The sequence below is a fragment of the Pseudoalteromonas sp. BSi20652 genome, from assembly GCF_000239855.1.
Classification (GTDB): domain Bacteria; phylum Pseudomonadota; class Gammaproteobacteria; order Enterobacterales; family Alteromonadaceae; genus Pseudoalteromonas.
In genome coordinates this window covers 13,910-31,579 of the sequence record NZ_BADT01000046.1, presented here as the reverse complement: position 1 = coordinate 31,579, position 17,670 = coordinate 13,910, and the positions used below count along the sequence as shown (strand labels likewise).

Genomic DNA, 17,670 nt, shown 5'->3' with positions numbered 1-17,670 from the left:
TAATATTGGCGGGGCTTGCATTGCTTGGTGCCCGCGCTGTTTGGGGGCTGGTTATGTCGTAATCAACCGGCCCATCAAAGGTTATAAATGTGCCATCGAGTGTGAGTACGTTAGTGGCGGTAATATCAACATTACCTTGGCTGTCGAGTTTTATCTCGCCGCCCGCGTTGTGAATAATTAAATCGCCATTGCCTGAGCCCGTAATGCTTATATTATTGTTTGTTTGTAAAAACGTAGAGCCAGTAGGCACATTAAGCTTTAAGTCGCTGTTATTGGTTTTAAGGAGTATGTCGCTCTGTGCATGCACTTTTACTGCACGTCCGGTGAGGAGTGATATTTCATTCTCGCTCGTAAGGGCCGCATTTTTACCACTGAACGCTTGGCTGCCACCACTTTGATAATTTACATGGTTGTTAGTTGTGGTTTGCGATACGGTATTTTTAACATCAATAAATTGATTGTTTTTAATAACAAACTGAACATTGTTTTGTTCGGTTTCAAGGCACAGGTCGCGCCCTGCGTGTAAATTTATAGTACCGAGTTGACTTATCCATTGAATAAATTGGCGGCCTGATTTTTTAGCATTTAGTTCAATGTAGTGCTCACTTGCAAGCGTTTGTAAAATGACTTTAGGTTCGTTTTGATCGTCGTCAAATAAAAGTTCGTTTTGGGCGGCGCTTAAAAGGCGGTTATGTGTTGGGTTAGCCGCTGTTACTACACTTTGCTGATCGGCGTTAAGTGCAAAACCCATTATAAATGCGTTGTTGGGGTCGTTATTAATACAGCCAATAAGTACCTCTGAGCCACCGACCAGTGGGAAGTGCCAGCCAGTGGCCTGAGGTTGGTTTTGACATGCATATAGCGCCAATTTTTTTAATGCCGGGCTTGATTGAGTTAATGGCCGTGCTGTTTTGTCAAAGTCGGTACGTGTTCTATATTCGCCATGTTCATCGACAAATGCGTTCCCCGTTAATGACTCAACTTTGGCTGGAAAAACCATTGGTTTAGCTGTGTGCTCTACAGGCATTGGTTTAAACGGCGTACCGCGCTCAATAAATTGTGCAACACAATGATAATGAGTTTCGCCGTCATGGCTGCTTTCGTCATTTGCTTGGTTTAGCGTGTGTTCTATTTTTATACACAGCAGGTCACCGCTAGCAAACCCCATTTGATCGTCAAGCGAGATTGAACAGCCTGCAAATACATCTGATACGTTGCCTGTTAAGGTAATTAGTTTGCTATGTGTACCTAATGCGTTACTAAAATTTTGTGCTTGTAATGCGGCTTGGCTAGGTGTTTCTGCTACGGGCTCAAAAAACGATTGGCTATTGCTGTCTACTTTTTGAAATTGCCCATGAGCGTTACTTATTGCTGCATTATTTGACAGGGTTTGCTTTACTTCACTGTGCATAAATCCAAAAAAGCTATTGTTGTAAAGCGCGTTCATGCCACCGGTTGCTTTTACCTCAAGTACGCCTGTATTTAAATAGGGACTATTTAAATTACTGTCACTTATTATTAATGTTTCGGTGTTTGTATCGCTTTCAATCCAATAAAAAAGGCCATGTTGAGATGTGAGCCTATTAAAAAATGACCAGTCACTTTCCATTGCTTGAACGCATTGTGCTACCTGAGGTAAAGCTGAACTTGTTCTAAATACAATTTGCCCTGATGAATAACCGGCTCTATACGCTAAGTGTGTTAATACGTCTTGTATATTAACTGAGATAAATACTTTGCTATTAGACGTACTTTTTAATGTTGAAAGCCTGTCTTGAATAATAACGTTAAAACGATAAACCTTATTAAATAAACCTAAATTAGTTACAGCTGTTATTAATCCAGCTTGTTGTCGGTATTGATTATTTTTATTTACAAAAATGACATTAGCGTTTGCTAATAAATTATCAGATTGGAGGTTTTCTGAGGATTCTACCGTTATTGAGTAATAAAAACCTTGATTAAGTGTTTCGTGGCCTTGTAGGTGTGTAACGTTAAGGTTTTTATCGTTAACCTTTAAAAATTAGCCTTACTCACAACGTTGCAATCCTTGCTCAGTAAAATATCCGCTAAACATACCTGTTTGAAAACTTTTGATCAATAAAATTATAATATATATGCGCATTTTATTATCCCACCTTTTATATTGTTTCAAAAATAGGGATTGTTGTTTATTGTTGCTAAAATTTGATTAATAGCTGGATTTAGAGTTTTTATTCTATTTAATTGATGTTTTTATTAATATAATTTATTAAGATTTATATTGGTTGACAATGCCTATTTGTAGTTTGTACTATTGCGTTTATTAAATGGACAGAATGCTAATCTTGTACTACGAGGTTAAAATAAATTGATGACAAGGAGCTTGTTATGAATAGAAAAGAGTTTATAAATCAAATTAATAGCTTGTATTCTTTGGCTTGGTCAATGACTACAAGTGTATCCTCATTGCTAGATCAAGTTGGTATTCCTGCCCATCGTGTTTTTTCAGAAAAGTCTATAGAGCTATTTTTCTTTTTTTTAAACAATCCCCCCAGTTGATAATGAAAAAGTTACTTTAATTAATGGTGATGTGTCTGTTTATATTAAAGAGCTTTCCTTGATAAATACTAAATTGATTACGTCTATAGATGATGTGGTTACTCAGTCTTTGTTGGTTGAGTCACAAGAGAAAAGTAAATCAAAACGTTTTCTAGGGTTGTTTAAAAGTGACAAGTGGTCTGATTGTGCAAACGATAGATTTAATAAAGTAATTTGCCCAGTTTACGAAGCTAATCTGTGCAGAAACTAATTTTAATTTAAATAAAAATAATTATGAGGTAAATATGCGCTTTATTACAAAGGTTATAACGAGCTTTTCATTGTGTTTTATTTTAGCCGGTTGTATGAGTACTAACGTGAGTTTAGACGTTAAAGCAACTGATAATTTAAACTTAAACCAGTTTGATGAAGCCTTACCTGTTGTATTAAAAGTTTATCAATTGTCTGATATACAAACATTTAAAACAGCTACATTTGAAGAGTTGTGGAAGTCTGATAAATCAGTATTAGCAAATAGTTTAATTACGTTAGAAGAGCGCACAATTCACCCTTCTGAAAAGTCAGAAATTAAGTTTGAACAAGCTGAAAATGCTAAGTTTGTGGCTATTGTTGCTTTATTTAGAGACCGTAATGGGGATAATTGGAAAGCATATTATCCGCTTGCAGATGGACCCGTTAAGTTATCTACCTCATTAGATGTTTTAGTTACTAACAATGAAGTGCAACTACCTGGTGTGGATAAGGCCGAGTAATGAACTTAAAAGCTCCCGCTAAGCCAGTATGGGCTGAAGGTGTATTGCTAGCTCAGCAACATTTTCAGTTATTTGATGATTATCACGACCAAAGTCAAATTATACGCCATGCACTTACGTCACCTTTAGCCTTTGGTTTAGAGCACTTTTCTATTGACGAATCGTCACTTGCAAGAGGTATTTTAAAAGTAATTAGTTTTAAATTACTGCTAGAAAATGGCCGTTTATTAGATTTTGATCGTCAGCAAAATGAAGAGTTAAAGCTGGAGCTTGATAATACTCATGGAGAGAGTGTTATTTATATTGCTATTGCTGCAAATAAAACAGTAAGCAACATAGAAGGCTATGCAGCAAGTGGCCAATTAAGCGCTTACGAAGCTGATTATATTGATTTAGAAGACAACCACGATACGTCTCGTAGTCGCGAAGTATTAATTGCTAAACCTAAATTTATACTGTTGTCTGACTCTGATGTTAAAACCTATTTTGATACGGTTGCGTGTTTAAAAATAACACGCGCAGATGATGGGTCATTTATTTTAAATAAGCAGTTTGTACCGCCTTTATTAAATATAACAGCATCGCCTTATTTAACTGAATTATTAAATAGAACGGCTAATTTAGTTAATGCAAAAGTTAATGTGCTGCTTAGCAGACGTAAAAATTATGGCTCAGTGACCGATTTTGGCCCAAATGAAATGAACACATTTTTATTGCTAAATGCAATGGCACCATCGGCTAAGCGGTTAGATCATCTTAAAAACTTGTCATTGGTCCATCCTGAACGTTTGTATTGTGAGCTTGTTGATTTAATTAGTTCAGTTTCAATGTTTGAACACAGTGATTTAGTTAATCAGGTGCCACATTACCAGCATAAACATTTAAGCAATGTATTTGGACAATTAGATGAGTTGTTAACACGTTTACTCGAGGGCGTAGTGCCTAAGAAAATGGTGGGGCTTAAGCTCGAAAAAACTTCAAATGCAATTTACCAAGTGGCGACTATTGATTCTGCAACCTTTACTAACAACGACTTTTATTTAGCTGTGTATTTTGAAGCAGAAGACACAAAATGGATTGAAACCTTTAGTGATCAAGTAAAGGTAGGTGCAAGCGAAAAACTCGACATTATGATTTCATCTGCTTTAGCGGGTGTTCAACTAACACATTGCCAACGCCCACCGAATAAACTGGCTATAAAAAGTGGCTATGAATACTTCAGGCTTGAGTCGCATGGCTTTATTTGGCAACAAATTATTGAAGAGCAGTCATTAAGTTTATTTGTACCATTTGGATTACAAAGTGCACAAATAGAAATTGTGACCGTAGCACGTAATTAACGTTGAGTTGAAATTATGCAAGAAACACAAAAAGAACAAGATTTAGTCGCGTGTATTTCGCCTGTAATTAACGCGCTAACACCATTAAAACTAAAGCAGTCTACTAACTTAGAACTTGAAGAGTTTAGAGAAAATTTACTTACCAGTTTTGATGAGTTTGAGCGTAATTGTTACTCGCAACAGGTAACAACAAGTTTAATGCAAGAAGTTAAGTTTGCCCTTACGGCTATGTGTGACGAATTTGTAATGAGTTCGGGTGCACATTTTAGAATGGATTGGATGTCGCGGCCATTACAGCTTGAATTTTTTGGTAACAACCGAGCAGGGGAAGAGTTTTTTGAGCGCTTAAGTAAGCTACGAACAGGTGGTGAACAAAAACTTGCTGCCTTAGAAGTTTACTATATTTGCTTGCAACTTGGTTTTGAAGGTATTTATAAAGTTAAAGGTATTGAGCAATTAAAGGCATTAATTGTTGATGTTAGAGCGCAAATTGAAGATATAAAAGGGACTCCCAGTGCTCAGATTTCTGAAAACGGTGTGCCTGCTGAGGGGTTTGCCATGAAGGTGGGTCGTAATATTCCTTATTGGGTTATTTTATCAATTTGTTTGGGATCTATTGCCTCTTTATTTGCGGGTTTTCACTACGTTATTAGTAAGCAAGCAACTCAAAGTACACAAACAATAAATAACCAAATTGAAGTGCTGACTCAGCTCAATAAAACCAACGAAACACGATAGGTAACACAATGCAGGGAAGAGTTAATAAAAGCGGTTTAGTCCATTTTTTGTTGGGCTTGGTATCATCGCGTGCAACGGGTCAATTGATTGGTTTAATTGCCGTTTTAAGTATTGTATGGTTTGCCGGTCGTATCGTAGGTTTAGATACTACCGATAAAAAATTAATTGCGATGGGTGCTGTTACCGCTGTTTTTATCCTGTTTATTTTTATTCGCTGGTTATGGACTAAACGTTCTGGTGACAAGTTAGCGTCTGAGTTGGCTAGTCATAATGCAGGCTCTAGCGCTGAACTCAATGAAATAAAAGACAAAATGCAGGAAGCATTGGGGTCTTTAAAAGCCTCCCATTTAGGTGCTGGTTACAGAGGTAACACGGCATTATATGCGTTACCTTGGTACATGATCATTGGTCCTTCTGCGGCCGGTAAAAGTACTTTATTTGCAAACTCAGGGTTACACTTCCCGTACTCGAACTCAAGTGAACTGCATATTCAGGGGTTTGGTGGTACACGTAATTGTGATTGGTGGTTTTCAGATCAGGCCATCTTAATCGACACTGCTGGGCGTTACACCACAGAGCAATCTGAAAACAAAGAGTGGTTATCGTTTTTATCTTTACTTAAAAAATATCGCCCTAAGCTGCCTATTAATGGCGTGATGGTAGCCATTAGTGTTGCTGATGTTTTAACGTCAGATAGTGAAGAAATTCGGCAGCATGTAAAGCTTGTGCGCGAGCGTATTGAAGAGTTAATTACCCAGTTAGGTGTTATTTTTCCTGTGTATATTACCTTCACAAAAACTGATTTAATTAGTGGTTTTGAACCCTTTTTTAGTGACCTTTCTGAACAAGAACGCGAGCAAGTATTTGGCGCCTATTTACTTGATATTAGTGAAGATCAAAAAAATGATCCGGCTGAAATGTTTGAAGTTCGAATGCAAGATCTGTACGAACGTTTATGTGAACAGCGCTTAAGCAAGGTTGCACGTGAAAGAAATGAACATCGTAAGCAACTTATTTTAGATTTTCCTAATCAATTTAAATCAGCGTCTACCAAACTTACAGAATTTGTAAATTTGTTATTTAAATCAAATCCTTATCAAGAAGTCCCTTGGTTTGCAGGTGTTTACTTTACATCAGGCACGCAAGAGGGGACACCAATAGAACGCATAACTAATGGGGTCAGAGATCAATTTGGTGCTGTAATTGTTGAGCAAAAACAAGAAAGTATTACTCAAAGTTATTTTATTAACCGTGTTTTTAATGATGTTATTTTTAAACTTCAAGACTTAACCCGTGGTAATAGAAAAAAGCGCCTTGTTGGGCGTTGGTTAAAAGGGTTAACCGTTACATCGGGTTTAGCGTCTATTGCAGCAATTACTGCTTTATTAATTACGTCTTACACAAGTAACCAGTTATTACTAAACCAGGGTGAAGCACGCGTAAAAGCAGTGGTTGAAGCCAGCGTAAATAAAGTAAAAGATGAACAAAAGTTAGCCGCTACGTTGGCATTATTTGATCATTATGGCCAATTGCGTAGTTACGAGGATTCACTACCTTGGTATTTTATTTTTGGAATATATGAAGGCGACGAAACACTTGATAGTGTAGCCAATGTTTTGTTTAACCAAATGAATCAGCTTATTACTTACCCGGGTGAAGAGCGTTTACTTACTCAAATAAAGCAATACGAAACTCAGTGGTTACAAAATGAAAATGAGGCGAAAGCGACCATACGCCAAGCTTATTACGATGCGTTAAAAATGCACTTAATGATGAGTACTAATCCTGAAAATATGTCACCTGAATTTGCAAAAGAGCAGTTACTTAGCTTTATTGCCGAACACTTTAATATTGATATAAACGCAGAAGAGCAAGCACCTATTTATACTCAACTAAGTAGTTTAGTTGATATGTATTTAGAAAATATGGGCAGTGATATTGAGCAGCCAGGTAACATTGTATTTTGGCAATCTAACGAAACCTCCATTGCGTTAGCCCGTGAAAACCTGAACACACAGCCAGAGGCGTTCCCGTTATATCAACAAGTTATTACGAGCTTTGCTGAGCGTAAAAAGCCACTACTTTTAAACAACTTTATGGCTTCTAAAAATCGTGATGTGTTCAAAAGTAAATACAAAATACCTTATGTATACACAAATTTAGGCTGGGAGGAGTATGTTTTTCCAGAAATTAAACGTATTTCTCGTTTAGTGTTTTCTGGCGACTGGGTTATGGGAACAAGTAATGATTCGGGCCAAAACGTGGTTGACGAAGCACAAGCTGAAACGTTGGCTAAAGCTATGCGCGCTTATTACTTTAAAGACTACGGCAATAAGTGGTTTGAATTTTTAAATAGCATAAAGATGCCTTCGTTTAGAGATTTAAATGACGCCAGTATCGATTTTGCGCGCCTTTCGTCAATGGACGGTCCTTTTAATGACCTAATGAAGTTAGTAAGTGACAATATTACGCCTGCAGATGCGCCACTTAAAAGCCAAGCATCAATTGGTAAAACAGCTGCAGATGTTGCTAGTAAGTTGGCATTAAACACACCAAACATTACGCAAATTAGCACAGTAAGAGCGCCAGAGCTTGAAAACCGATTTGCAGATTTAAGGCGCTTTGCACAGACAGACTCAGATAAAAATTCGTCGGACTACTTAAGGCAATATATCAGCTCGTTAAGTAGTATTCATTCTGACATTAAAGCAATGGCCGCCAGCAATGAAGATGATGCACAAGCAATGATTTTTGCTCAAGAACTGCTTGCGGGTAACAGTCAAAGTAATGCGTTACAGTCGTCGTGGATTATTATTGAAAGCCAAACTCGTGCGCTTGACCCACAAACTAAAGAAACGTTAGATGCCTTATTTAAAGCGCCACTTCATGCGGGTATTGCGACCATTATGGCAAAAGCGCGAACTCAGTTAAATCAAGAATGGGAAAACCAAGTTTACACCATGTATAACAGCAGTTTAGCTGGTAAGTACCCGTTTAATTTAACGGGGCCTGATGCCGCCATTGCTGATGTTTCAGAATTTTTAAACGCAGAAACGGGTATTTTATGGAGCTTTATAAATACACAACTTAAACCGTTTATGAAGGTTCGTCGTGGTGTTTGGGAAGAAAAACAATGGAATGGTGTTGGCATTGGTTTTAGCCCTCAATTATTAGATGGATTAACCAAGGCAACTAAAGTAACGCGTTCGTTATTTGTTAATGGAGCGGATAGCGCAGGGTTTACATTTCAAATGATGCCAGTGCCTGTTAGAGGCATTCGTGAGACTTACTTAGGCTTTAGTGAGCAGGGATATCGTTATCGAAATGAACCTGAAGAGTGGCGTAATTTCTCTTGGCCAGGACGAGGCGCTGCAGAAAAAGCAGTATTGTACGGCCTTGATAATAAAGGACGCAGAATTTCAATTGCACAAGATGGGCCATGGGCGTTATTAAAAGTGCTTAACTCAGCCAATGTTAAATGGATTAAAGGTACTGAGTTTTTAGCAACCTGGGAATTAAAAGATAAATCTGAAGAACCGCTTACGGTGCAGTTTTCTCTTAAATCAGGACGTAATAGCGGTATATTTTCAAAGTATTTGCTCACGTCATTTGCGCTACCAAGTGATTTATTTTCACAATCGCCTACCTTGGCACAATCGCAGTCGCGAATAATGCAATAGGCGGCTGAACAATGTTTAATTTATTCACTAAAAAGAAAACACCCACGCTAGTAAAGCAACATACATTTGGCTTTATGGGTAAAACACCCATTAGACCAGATTTTGTAAAGCTTAATATTTCATCGCGTGAATCAGTCTCTTTTGATCATTGGCTACAAGAAGGCTTTGCGCATTTAAACAGAGGCCGAAAAGCAAGCGATACTCATCATTTAAATGGATGTAAATCATTGTTTTTTATATCAGGTAATGCAGACGATGGCGGTTTACTTGGGGTGCTTCAACCTAGTACTGATAGCAGCGGACGTTTTTACCCATTTAGCTCTTTTGTGCACAGCGGTTTGGAAACGTATAAACGTCATCCTGCTTTTTTGTTTTTATTTGCAAGTCAAGTAATTGAGCATTTATTGGGCGTGAATGAAAATATAAAAAATGCTGCAAATATTAATGAGATGGAGCAAAAAGCTCAGAGCTACAACTTGGTGGCTAATTCACTTAAGCAGCAACCAAATTTAACTCAAGAATTAGACAAACTCAGAACTATTCCGATGAGTGTTTTTTGGGAGCACCTAGGAATAAATGATATCGCTAAACGCGCAATTCTTATTGAAGAGCTCTCAACAGTTTTAAAATCTATAGCCAACAGAGGCTGCTTAAGAAGCCAATTTGGTATACGTCTACCTATGCCGCGGTTTACCCACGAAAGTGCGTTAGTTGCTGGTTTTTGGTTGCATTTAGTTGCTTCAATGGTGGCAGATCATAATTGGCAGCCTTGGTTTTTTATCAATTAGGTGATGAAAATCAAGTGCCTAGTTTAATTGTTTTTTGCAGACCCATTCCTGCGTCATATTTTAATAGTGTGTGGGAATGTGATAAAAAATCGAACGACATCATTGATTTATGTAATTTAAAAGTCGAAAAACAACCTTCGTCACAAACACTTAATTTTGCTGATATGGATAATGTAAGTGTATATGACGCGCTTCGCCGATGGTGTAAATCATGAGTAATAAAGCGCCGCATACACATACCACCTGGATTGAATGGCTTGAAGCATTGAGTGCACCTCTACCGGGGAACAAGTGTGGAGATGATCTAAAATACGAAGAAACATTTAAAGCATTAAAAGCCTCTTCTTCTGGAGTGGGTGAAGTTGACTTTAAAATGATGTTTATTCAAGCAACCGATCTTATTAATACGCAAAGTAAAGATTTGCGCATAGTAAGTTATTTAGCACTTGCGGCCACCAGTGAGTTTGGTGTGACCGGGCTTACGCATTCGCTTTTATTGTTTAATCGTTTATTAACGACCTTTCCAGATGAAGTACACCCACTCAAAGCCAGAATGCGTGCTGCAGTTAATACATGGTTTTTACAACAACAAGAACGTTTAAAAGGAGTTGCTCAGGGTCATAATACTAACCCAGAGCAATGGCCTGAGCTTGTTGCCGCTTTAAAACAATATAACGAGCAATGTGTTGCTGTGCTTGATAGTGAGTCTGGCCCTTTATCAACATTAAACGATTGGGCTCACGAGCAAGAAAAACGCAATCCGGTACCCGTTGTTGAGCCTGAAAAAGTTGAGCCAGTAAAAGAGCCTGAACAAACGACTGTTAATAATGCTGTGCAAAGTACGGCTAAAGCTGATGAGCCAAGTACCAATGCGGCACCTGCACGTTCTCAAGTTGCTGTTAATACCAACGACATAGCGTCAGACACCGCCTATTTAGCCGCTATCAGGCAGTTATTAAACTTTGATAAAGAACAAAATAACATTGAACGCGTAGTAAAATTATCACGTGCAGCACGGTGGACTAAATTGTCTCTACCCGCAAATGAAAATGGTAAAACACGCCTCCCAGCTCCACGTGCAGCCGCTTTTGCTCCTATTGAAAATGCTTTGGCGAGCGACCAGCCAGAACAAGCCCTAAATTTAGCTGAAGGCTTATTTATGGAAGGGGCAATGCAATTTAATTTAAACCTGCAAATTCTTACATTAAACGCATTAAAAAACTAAACAAAGGGCACCTTGTTCATTGGTTAGAGCAACAGCTTGTTAATTTAAACGAGCAATTTCCGGCTTTAACATCATTGCAGTATGACGATAGCAGTGCGCTTTGTTCACCCGTTAATAAAGAGTTTATAAGAGAGCTTGCTAATTCATTTAATACTGATTCCACCAGTGCGCAAAGTAACGTATTTGATGAGCAATACGTCGAACTAGTGGATGAAGTTGAAAAAGGTCAGTTGTCGAGCGCGCTAAAAAAGGTCGATGAAATAACTATTTTAAATGCTTTTGATAAAGCGCAAGCACAGTTATTAAAGGCCAAATTATTAATAAAGTCTGAGCATTATGAATATGCTTTGTCTTTATTAAATGTATTACTTGAACAAATAAACGCGCACGATTTAGCGCAATGGCAACAATGTTTTTGCATGGAAGTATGGCGATTCTCCAAGCAGTGTTATGCAAGTTTGTCACAAACGCCAGAAGATGAAATGAGTTTAGCTGCTAAACATATTAGTCAGCAAATGATGGTAACTGATCCGGCACAAGCATTAAGTTGGGTTTAGTTACAAGGGCCTGACTAATATGTCGAGGTTTAATTGGAATTGAGACGGTAGATAACCAAACTGCAAAGGAAAAAACATGAGTGATACATTTCAAAAAGAGATCCCACGAGCTCGGATCAATATTTCGTTAGAGCTTGATACAGACGGTGCTTCGCAAAAAAGTGAATTACCGTTAAAAATGTTAGTGATTGGTGACTATTCAAATGGTCAAAATAGCCAAGAACTTTCTGAGCGCGAGCGAGTAACAATTAATAAAAATAACATTGAGCAAGTGCTAAAAGATATGGCGCCTAAAGCTAACTTTCAGGTAGCTAACAAAATTAAAGGCGACGGCGAAATTAACGTTAACCTTGAGTTTGACTCTTTTAAATCGTTTGATCCTGAGTCTGTTGCAGCACAGGTGCCTGAACTTAATAAAATGATGGCAATGCGTAATTTACTACGTGATCTTAAATCTAACTTATTAGACAACTCATCGCTGCGTAAAGAGCTTGAGCGTGTACTACAAAATCAGCCTGAGCTAGATGAACTAAAAGCAAAACTTGACGAAATTGCACCACTTGCGTCTGAAGAAGAAAACAACCCGTAACGGAATAAGGAGGTTACCATGTCAATGCAAGAACAATTAAATGTAGCTGCACATACGACAGAGCAAGCTGCTTTATCTACCTACGAGAGCATTTGTGGAATGGTTGATATTTCACCTGTTGCAGATGAAATTAAACTAGACTCATTCAGAGATGCAAGCAACCTTGCTGAAACGCGTGCTAATGAGCGCTTAACAGCAGCAATTAACGTATTTTTAGAAATGGCTGGCAGTAGTGGTCAGGAAGTAACCCGAATTGATAAATTACTTTTAGATGATTACATCGCAAAAGTAGATACTATTATTTCTCAGCAGTTAGATCAGATATTACACAACCCTAGCTTTCAAAAAATGGAATCAGCTTGGCGTTCACTTCGTTATTTAATTAATCACACACCTAATAACGCGAACATTAAAATTGAAATGCTTGATGTTGATAAAGAAACATTAAGAGACGACTTTGAAGAAGCGCCAGATACAACACAATCTGCGTTATACAAGCATGTTTATACCTCAGACTACGACACCCCAGGTGGTGAGCCGGTATCAACCATGGTATCTAACTTTGAGTTTGATTGTTCAGCGCCAGATGTTTCATTACTACAAGAAATTTCGCGGGTATCAGCTGCGGCTCACTGTCCATTTATGGGTAGCGTAGGTCCTAAATTCTTCTTGAAAGATTCTCTTGAAGAAGTATCAAAAATTCAAGATTTAGGTTCTTACATGGAGCGCGCTGAGTTTCTTCGTTGGAAAAACTTCCGCGAATCAGAAGATTCTCGCTACATTGGCCTAGCATTCCCACGCTTTTTACTGCGTTTACCATATGGCGAAACAAATCCTCTTCGTAACTTTAATTACCAAGAAGATGTTAATGCGCAGCACCATGAGCGTTACTTATGGGGTAATGCCACATTTGCATTTGCAGCTAATATTATTCGCAGCTTCCATGACAACGGTTGGGCTGTAAATATTCGTGGTCCGCAATCGGGTGGTAAAGTTGAAAACCTTCCGCTTCATTCGTTTGAAGCAGGTAAAGGGTCTGAAACAAAAATACCTACCGAAGTGCTTATTTCTGAAACTAAAGAACTTGAGTTTGCTAACCAAGGGTTTATTCCACTTAGTTACTACAAAAATTCAGATTTTGCGTGTTTCTTCTCTGCTAACAGTGCGCAAAAACCACAAGTGCTTGAAACTAGCGAAGCAACGGCAAACGCACGCATTAACTCGCGTTTACCTTATATTTTCTTAGTGTCGCGCATAGCGCACTACTTAAAAGTTTTACAGCGCGAAAACATTGGTTCGAGCAAACCGCGTCATGAACTAGAGCAACAACTAAATGATTGGCTAGGCGCTTTGGTAACTAAAATGAATAACCCAGATGAGTCACTTATTGCAACGCATCCGTTAAAAGATGCAAAAGTAACCGTGTCAGAAATTCCGGGTAACCCGGGTTACTACCGCGTAAGTACCTATATTGTGCCACATTTCCAAGTTGAAGGAATTGACGTTCGTTTAGCGCTAGTAGGGCAGATGCCTGGCGAAAAATGAACTGCCAAGCCGCCGATGAAACGCATTTAACGCAGGCTTTATAGTGTAAATACGTCAATTTGGTGAGTAGCTGGTTGGTGTAAAAATGTAGATTGAAAAGATTGCCCCAAGTTGGTTGCACCCAACTTGGGACATATTCCCCAGTGGCATGAAGCAGAGGGCTTTTTGGGGGGCATAAACATAATGTTTATGCCAATGCCAACTAACAGGAAACACTTCATTCTAAAAGGAGAATAATGAAATGGCAATTCCAGCGTACATGTGGTTAAAGGATGACCAAGGTAATGACATCAAAGGTTCTGTAACAGTTGCAGAGCGTGAAGGTTCAATTGAGATCCTACACTTTGATCATGAACTTCGTATCCCTACGGATAATGATACTGGTGAACTTACAGGTACTCGTAAGCATGAACCTTTTGTTATTACAAAAGCGGTTGATGCATCTACACCGTACTTGTACAAAGCGTGTTCAAATGGTCAAACACTTAAGCAACTTGAGCTTAAATGGTACCGTATTGATGACACAGGGACTGAGCGTGAATATTTCTGCCACAAGTTGGAAGACGTAAAAATCACTTCAATCTCACCAACAATGCACAACGTTAAAGACTTAGACAAGGAGCGTTACCCGCACCTTGAAACAGTTTGTCTACGTTACAAGCGCATTACTTGGACTTACTTAGATGGCAACATCGAGTTCTCTGACTCTTGGACTGAAGGTCGTTAATTAGTCAGTAATTTTAAAGGATATGCGCAAGCATATCCTTTTATTGAGATTTAACTATGGCGTTATTCGATTTTTTAACTCAACCGGTTATACGAAATGGTCATCAGGGGTTTGAAACTGATGAAAAAGCCAGTGTATGTAAGCATTTAAATGAGCTATTAAATGCCCGCAGAGGCGTTTTAAAACATTTAACCGACTACGGTTTACCCGATGTAGAAGACATTTACGAAGGGCTTCCGTATTCGCAGCACACATTAGCGTTTGAAGTTAAAAAATTGATAGAAAAATACGAACCTCGCGTTCGTTATGCAAATGTAACACCGGTCGAAATTAAAGAAGATAACTGCGTAATTAGGCTTGATATTCAAGCATTTTTAACAAATGGGCAAAGTATTAAGTTAAATACGCGGTTTGAGTCGGGCGGCAAAGCAGATGTTATACAACACGCAAAAAACAATAATTAATGTAGTTCAAAAGGATTGATGAATGCAGCAATATTTTGATGCACAAATGCGCTTACTTACTCAGGCTGGAAAGCAGTTTGCCCAGTTTTATCCTGAGCACGCAGGTATGCTTAATATTGATGCATTAAAAGACAGAGATCCGCATATTGAGCGCTTGTTAGAGGGGGTTGCCTATTTAACGGCTCATACTCAAAAGCGCTTAGATGAATCTGTGCCAGAGGTGTCAGAGCAAGTTTTGCGTCAGCTTTGCCCAATTTTACTCAGTTATTTTCCGTCAAGTACTGTGGTGCAATTTAATCCTAAATTAGCTATGCAAAAAACACAGACTATAGATAAAGGGCTTCAGTTAAATCCGTCAACGGCTAAATCTGACGGTAAAAAAATTATATTTACCACTACGCATAGCCTAGATGTTGTGCCTTTAGATGTTGAGCATGTGCAGTATCAAGAGTCGCATTTAGGTGCCGAACTTAGAATCGGGCTTAAATTTGTATGCCAAGGCGAGCGTAGTAATTTTGATTTATCTACACTTAATTTTTATCTACGCGGTGATACACCATTATGTAGCGCACTATTTCAATTGCTAAAAACGCCTAATAAGCAGGCCGAACTCGACTTTGGTGCTAACCACTTTGAATTTAATAAAAAGCTTAAAGTAAAAGGGTGTAACGCAAGTTATTTAGATATTGATGGCGCATTACTTCCCAGCGCGGCTAAAAGCCACCCAGGGTATGCTTTATTACTTGATTATTTTAATGCCAAAGATCGTTTTTATTTTTTAAATTTTGAAGGCTTAAAAGATGAGGAGTTTCCTGAGCATATTGACCGTTTTGAAATCGTGTTTAGGGGGGATAATAAATTACCGCCGGGTCATCAGTTAAGTAAAGAGAATATTTTAATCAATTGCGTACCCGCTATTAATTTGTTTTGCCAAGCGGCTGAGCCAATAAAAATAGAGCCTAATCGCACAGACTATATGATCAGCGCAGACCAAGCTAGAGCCGATCATGTTTTTAGTTATACCGTTGACGATGTAGCAGGTCGTAATTCTGTTACAGGTGAAACATACAATTACACACCACGCTACGAAAGTGTATTTGAAGACGAAAAAAAGCTATTTACTGTACTAACTACAGACGTAGGCGCGGCTGCCCCTACACATTACTTACAACTACCTTTTAATTTAAACGACGAAAAAGAAACGCTATCGATTGATTTAACAGCGTTTAATGCAGGTTGGCCGCGCCAATTACTGCAAGAGGGCGATTTAAATGAAGGGGGTAAAGATATGCCTAATATTGTTGAGGTGAAAAATGTTATTCGCCCAACAAACTACTTAGCATGTCCAAGTCAGCCAAAGCACTGGCAGCTTATTAGCCTATTAAACGTAAAATTTTCTCAAATTACACAGGTAACTGAACTTAAAAGGTTACTTGTATTATTTGATTGGTCAAATAAGGCCGAAAACCGACTAAGGATTGAAAGTATTTTAAAAATATCAGCAACGCCTATCAGCCAAATTAAACGTGGCATTTTTATAAAAGGGGTTGATGTATTAATTGATATTGATGAAAGCAAATTTGTTGGAGACGCTGACTTATATCATTTTTGTAATGTACTACATGAATTCTTTTTGATGTACGCGCCTATTAACGAAAGCGTACAAACGCGAGTTAATGCAATTCCAAGTTATAAGTCGTGGTGTTGGGATATAGAGCCGGGTAAGAGTTATCAGTTATGAATTCGCCAAGTAATTACGTACACCCCGTTTGGTCTAAATTACCCCCCGCGATTGAGAGCTTAATTGCAGCGCCTTGGCGTTTTAATTTATTTAAAGCCATGAGCCTGATTGAAAAGCATTGGGCCGCACCTCAAGAGTTAGAGCGAGGGATTAGCAACAGAGTTGTTTTTAAACCTTTTAAAGAGCTGGGGTTTCCAGCAACCGATGTTCGTGAATGCGTATTAGAAAACGAGGGTAGAGGAAAACTCAGCTTATCTACGTCATTTTTGGGCTTGTACGGTGTAGATGCGCCTATGCCTCATTACGTTTTAGAGCAAGCGGCAAGTGATGAGCAAAGCGGTGACCGAGTCCGCCAGTTTTTAGATATTTTTAATCATGTTTTGTATTGCCAGCTTTTTCAGGCCTGGAAAAAGTCTCAAATCAATATAGCAGGCAGGGGCGCTAATCAATTTGATGATTTAGTTAAATCTATTTTATTAGGTAAAACAGATCAAAAAATTCAATGTGGAATTGCAAGCTTAAAGCAAACAAGTGCAGCGGGTTTAGCGCAATTGCTTAAGCACAGTTTAAATATAGACACTTTAAAAGTTGACGATACAAGAGCCAATTGGCAACGCGTAGATACCCCCAGCTCAATAGGCGAAGAAAACCAAATGATATTAGGTAACTCTGCTGTATTAGGGACCCAAGTATTGGTAAGCGGCAGCGTTTTAACGATTGATATAGGACCCGTCAGTAGCGATGTAGCCATGAGCCTGTCGCCAAGAAGTGAAGATGGAATAAAAATGGCTGCCTTACTTAGCGCACACTTACCCAGCAATGTTGAGTGGGTATGCCAAATTAAAGTAGCAAATGACGCTGTTTCAGAGCAGTTCATTGGTCAGCAATCGTTAGTACTAGGACATAATTCATATTTAGGGGCTGCAGCTGCAAATACAACAACTCATAGCTACAGCCATCAACAGTATAAACACTAAGGAATT

At 38.5% G+C, this 17,670-nt stretch carries 15 protein-coding genes and 1 pseudogene; 15 read left to right on the top strand and 1 reads right to left on the bottom strand.

Going from position 1 to position 17,670, the window contains the following annotated elements; genetic code table 11:
* The coding region (locus P20652_RS17550; RefSeq protein WP_272941821.1) for a contractile injection system protein, VgrG/Pvc8 family at window positions 1–1,942 on the bottom strand (1,942 nt) is incomplete at its 3' end.
* A 428-nt stretch (window positions 1,943–2,370) separates the two neighbouring features.
* On the opposite strand from P20652_RS17550, the gene P20652_RS20730 reads away from it, so the two are divergent.
* From P20652_RS20730 to tssG, 15 genes and pseudogenes are all read left to right on the top strand, one after another.
* Window positions 2,371–2,541, top strand: a complete 171-nt coding sequence (locus tag P20652_RS20730) for a hypothetical protein (RefSeq protein ID WP_008166652.1) — start codon at window positions 2,371–2,373, stop codon at window positions 2,539–2,541.
* Between the two features lie 58 nt (window positions 2,542–2,599).
* Window positions 2,600–2,791, top strand: a complete 192-nt coding sequence (locus P20652_RS20725; protein WP_008166650.1) for a hypothetical protein — start codon at window positions 2,600–2,602, stop codon at window positions 2,789–2,791.
* A gap of 34 nt (window positions 2,792–2,825) precedes the next feature.
* On the top strand, window positions 2,826–3,293 hold the full coding sequence (gene tssJ, locus P20652_RS13780) for a type VI secretion system lipoprotein TssJ (RefSeq protein WP_008129958.1): 468 nt from the start codon (window positions 2,826–2,828) through the stop codon (window positions 3,291–3,293).
* On the top strand, window positions 3,293–4,633 hold the full coding sequence (gene tssK / locus P20652_RS13785; RefSeq protein ID WP_008166648.1) for a type VI secretion system baseplate subunit TssK: 1,341 nt from the start codon (window positions 3,293–3,295) through the stop codon (window positions 4,631–4,633). The genes tssJ and tssK overlap by 1 nt, the downstream gene beginning before the upstream one ends.
* A 15-nt stretch (window positions 4,634–4,648) precedes the next feature.
* Complete coding sequence (gene icmH, locus P20652_RS13790; protein ID WP_008166646.1) at window positions 4,649–5,371, top strand: type IVB secretion system protein IcmH/DotU; 723 nt, start codon at window positions 4,649–4,651, stop codon at window positions 5,369–5,371.
* An 8-nt stretch (window positions 5,372–5,379) separates the two neighbouring features.
* The gene (tssM, locus tag P20652_RS13795; protein ID WP_008166645.1) at window positions 5,380–9,051 is read left to right on the top strand and encodes a type VI secretion system membrane subunit TssM; all 3,672 of its coding nucleotides are present in this window, start codon (window positions 5,380–5,382) and stop codon (window positions 9,049–9,051) included.
* A gap of 11 nt (window positions 9,052–9,062) precedes the next feature.
* Complete coding sequence (gene tagF, locus P20652_RS17540; RefSeq protein WP_008166644.1) at window positions 9,063–9,839, top strand: type VI secretion system-associated protein TagF; 777 nt, start codon at window positions 9,063–9,065, stop codon at window positions 9,837–9,839.
* Entirely contained in the window at window positions 9,812–10,054 is a 243-nt protein-coding gene (locus tag P20652_RS20720; RefSeq protein WP_008166642.1) for a hypothetical protein, read from the top strand. The genes tagF and P20652_RS20720 overlap by 28 nt, the downstream gene beginning before the upstream one ends.
* A pseudogene (locus P20652_RS21425) lies at window positions 10,051–11,621 on the top strand (type VI secretion system domain-containing protein). The gene P20652_RS20720 and the pseudogene P20652_RS21425 overlap by 4 nt, the downstream one beginning before the upstream one ends.
* Before the next feature lie 76 nt (window positions 11,622–11,697).
* Entirely contained in the window at window positions 11,698–12,210 is a 513-nt protein-coding gene (tssB, locus tag P20652_RS13800; protein ID WP_008166637.1) for a type VI secretion system contractile sheath small subunit, read from the top strand.
* Window positions 12,211–12,228: 18 nt separating this feature from the next.
* Window positions 12,229–13,755, top strand: coding sequence for a type VI secretion system contractile sheath large subunit (gene tssC, locus P20652_RS13805; protein ID WP_008166635.1), 1,527 nt, complete (start codon window positions 12,229–12,231; stop codon window positions 13,753–13,755).
* Between the two features lie 241 nt (window positions 13,756–13,996).
* On the top strand, window positions 13,997–14,482 hold the full coding sequence (locus P20652_RS13810) for an Hcp family type VI secretion system effector (RefSeq protein WP_006792575.1): 486 nt from the start codon (window positions 13,997–13,999) through the stop codon (window positions 14,480–14,482).
* 56 nt (window positions 14,483–14,538) lie between these two features.
* A complete protein-coding gene (gene tssE, locus P20652_RS13815; RefSeq protein ID WP_008166633.1) occupies window positions 14,539–14,946 on the top strand; it encodes a type VI secretion system baseplate subunit TssE in 408 nt (135 codons plus the stop codon).
* Window positions 14,947–14,968: 22 nt separating this feature from the next.
* Window positions 14,969–16,687, top strand: coding sequence for a type VI secretion system baseplate subunit TssF (gene tssF / locus P20652_RS13820; RefSeq protein WP_008166631.1), 1,719 nt, complete (start codon window positions 14,969–14,971; stop codon window positions 16,685–16,687).
* The gene (gene tssG / locus P20652_RS13825; RefSeq protein ID WP_008166630.1) at window positions 16,684–17,664 is read left to right on the top strand and encodes a type VI secretion system baseplate subunit TssG; all 981 of its coding nucleotides are present in this window, start codon (window positions 16,684–16,686) and stop codon (window positions 17,662–17,664) included. Before tssF ends, tssG begins: the two co-directional genes overlap by 4 nt.
* The last annotated feature ends 6 nt before the right edge of the window (window positions 17,665–17,670 follow it).